The 2,712-nt window shown below is 66.8% G+C and carries 3 protein-coding genes; all 3 read right to left on the bottom strand.

Going from position 1 to position 2,712, the window contains the following annotated elements; genetic code table 11:
• Positions 1–1,114: 1,114 nt before the first annotated feature.
• Positions 1,115–1,489 (bottom strand): DUF2382 domain-containing protein, encoded by a 375-nt coding sequence (locus DQ240_RS22980; RefSeq protein WP_158548867.1) that lies wholly within the window; start codon positions 1,487–1,489, stop codon positions 1,115–1,117.
• A gap of 278 nt (positions 1,490–1,767) precedes the next feature.
• Positions 1,768–2,040, bottom strand: a complete 273-nt coding sequence (locus DQ240_RS22975; protein ID WP_113842035.1) for a GlsB/YeaQ/YmgE family stress response membrane protein — start codon at positions 2,038–2,040, stop codon at positions 1,768–1,770.
• A gap of 325 nt (positions 2,041–2,365) precedes the next feature.
• A partial coding sequence (locus DQ240_RS24190; RefSeq protein WP_233498932.1) for a hypothetical protein occupies positions 2,366–2,712 on the bottom strand: 347 nt, incomplete at its 5' end.

Raw genomic sequence — 2,712 nt, 5'->3', positions numbered from 1 at the left:
GCCCCGCCACACCTGGTCGAGGGCGCCACCACGCAGAACTGGAAGCCGGCCATAGCAGCCCTGCTGATCGCCTTCCCCGACCGACTCGAGCCCTACCTCAACTGAAGATCAACTGCAGGTCCTACACGGACAACTTGACAGGCTCCACCTTCTCGAGGGTCGCCAGGACCCTCCGAGGCTCGGCGTAGGCGCGCCGAAGTCATTCAGAAACGATCTCTTAGGGGACACGCACGGTCGACGTCAACCCGGGCCCGCCCTCGTCGCAGTTTGCAGCGTCCGGGTCGTCCGCGGGCAGAGTCCGCTGACGGGGGGCGACTGGTGAAACGCCGGCGCCCCTTCGAGACTCCCGCCGGCATCGGCCGCGCCCTCCCCGTCCCGCGACATCAGAGCCGGCCGCCACTCCCGGGTGCTCTTTGACGACCGGCCACCCCGCTTGTGCCCGTCGGACTCTCGCGCCACGAATTGAAGCTAACCCACACCGCGCAGGCGGCCCTTTAAGCCGCTCGCATACGCAGGAGCTTGAGCAGGTGGTCGCGACCTTGCCGAAGGAGACGCATGGTCTGTGCCCGTGTCAGCGTCAGTGCTCGTCGACGGAGCAGCGCAGAGCGACCGAAAGACCCCTCCCCCGAGGACGCCGATCGCCGACGCCAGGACACTCCCGATAAGGCCGATGCGCAGCCCTGTACACAGTCGAACTCGACGGACTCCTTCCCCACCCACCCGATAGCCGCGGTCGCCCCGCACGAGGGACAGGCCTCCCAAGTAATGCGTTCGCTCATGCCTCGACATCTCCCCGTAGATACCCCGGAGCCTGTGACAGTGGTTGAATAGTTAGCCTTCACCCAGGGCCCATGGTCCTGGAATGAGCTGAACGGCTCCGAAGCGTTCAGGGCGCGTCTTCGGACGGCACCCGTCCCTGCACTACTGAGAAGGTTCGGTAGGTGTCCGGACCCGACTGCTCCGAGGCGCCAAGCTGTGTCGCGGCAGACCCGCGAACGGTGACGCTGACCGGCACCTGCGCGGCCAAGACGACTTGGCCCGCCCCCCTCTCCGCATCACGAGCGAAGCGCGTGGTCGCCGGACCGGCGAACGCCCCTGATGTGGCCGACGCACCTCACCGAGTCTCCTGCTCGATGGCCACTTGCTCTACTCGGACCGCTGCCGTTACGTCGGCGGTCTCGGCGACCGGTTCGACACGGACGCGCACGCGCTCGACAGGGGTGAGGCGAAGGGAGACCTCGGGGATCTCCTCGTAGCAGATGATGTCCCATCCGTTCGAACGCTCCGTACCGGCGCCGCTGCCCCCGGGAACGCAAGAACGCTCGATGAAGAACTCCTCGCGGCGCACCTCGACCGTCACCGTGCGCGTCTCGGTGATCACGCGCTTGCCGACGACCACTCGTTCGACCGGCACGCGCTCGCGCTCTGTGCGAAGGCGTTCCTCAAACCGCACAACGTCGACGGCGTGCGGCAAATTCTCCGTGACCATGAGCGCCCCTGTTTCGTCCTTTTCCCGGGCATATATCGGTGGACTCCGCGTTGTTTCGTCCGAGCCACTCGGGCCTCGTCGTGCTGCCCGCCCGCCGCGGACGCCACAGCTGCGTGCCATCACCCACCGGCAGGCACGGCCACGCCTGGGCTGGCCTGCGCAGCAGGGTCTCCACGGTGTCCCGGAGAGGACGGAGGAGTGGGTTCGCTAGCAGGTGCTGTCGCTCGCCGACCGAACTATACGGAGCCATATGCGTGTTCGGCGCGAAAGGTTGACCGTTAGACGCGGCGGCGAGTCCGGCGTCCGGTCACCGTCGCCGCGATGACGACGAGGACGGCCGCAACGACGATGCTGATGATCCACCGGATCCAGTCGATACCCCGTGTGGCGTCGACTCCGAGCGCGGCGGCAAGGTAGTAGCCGATCAGGACGCCAGCAATGCCGCAGAGCAGGGTCAGCCAGAGTGGGATGTTGTCCCGGTCACCGGGAGCGACGAGCTTGCCGAGAAGCCCGATGATGAGGCCGGCGATGAGAACTCCGATGATCTCCACAATGACGCCTTCCGCGTTGGAGCCGGTGGTCGAGCGCCTGTGCTCTACCCCGAAACTAGGGCGGTCGTAACCGGCGGGCGCTCAATGATGTGGCCGTCTTTGCTCCGGCGGCGAGCTCGATCCGCATGGGCGGACGGGTTGAGCATTGAGTGGGTGCTTGGCACCCAGCGGCATGAAGCGTCCCGAGTTGGTGCACTCTTGTTAGGCCGTTGCCGGCGCCCTGCCCCCACTCAGCTTGCGCAGCCCGGGCCCGCCGGCGCGCCGGCCTCCGGGGCGAGGCCGCCGCCGGAGGGCTGCTGGCTGCCTTCCAGCCTCCGCTACGCCCTCAGGTGACGTCGAGCCAGCGAGCGACGCGCAGCGGCGCTTGCGGATCGGCGGCGAGATCGGCACTGATCGCGACGGCGGAGCACAGGTAGTGCTCGAACGACGGGAGGATGTCGGCCCTGACGGCGATGGTGTGCCCCAGGGATGCCATTGCGACGGCGAAGGGCATGACATCGGAGCGGACTTCCTCGAGGAGAGCTTGCATGCCCTCCACGTCCTCCCTTAGCCTCGATCCACCGATGAGCTGAGCGCCGCGGACAGGCGTGGGAACACCGAAATGCCCTTCTGAACTGGGAAGATACGACTTGTCTAAGGTCCGTATCGCCAGTTCAAGAAGGGCATCTCGTA

The sequence above is a fragment of the Blastococcus sp. TF02A-26 genome, from assembly GCF_003319125.1.
In the GTDB taxonomy this organism is placed as follows: Bacteria; Actinomycetota; Actinomycetes; order Mycobacteriales; family Geodermatophilaceae; genus Trujillonella.
Note: the sequence above shows the minus strand (reverse complement) of the source record. Positions and strands in the feature narration are given on the sequence as shown.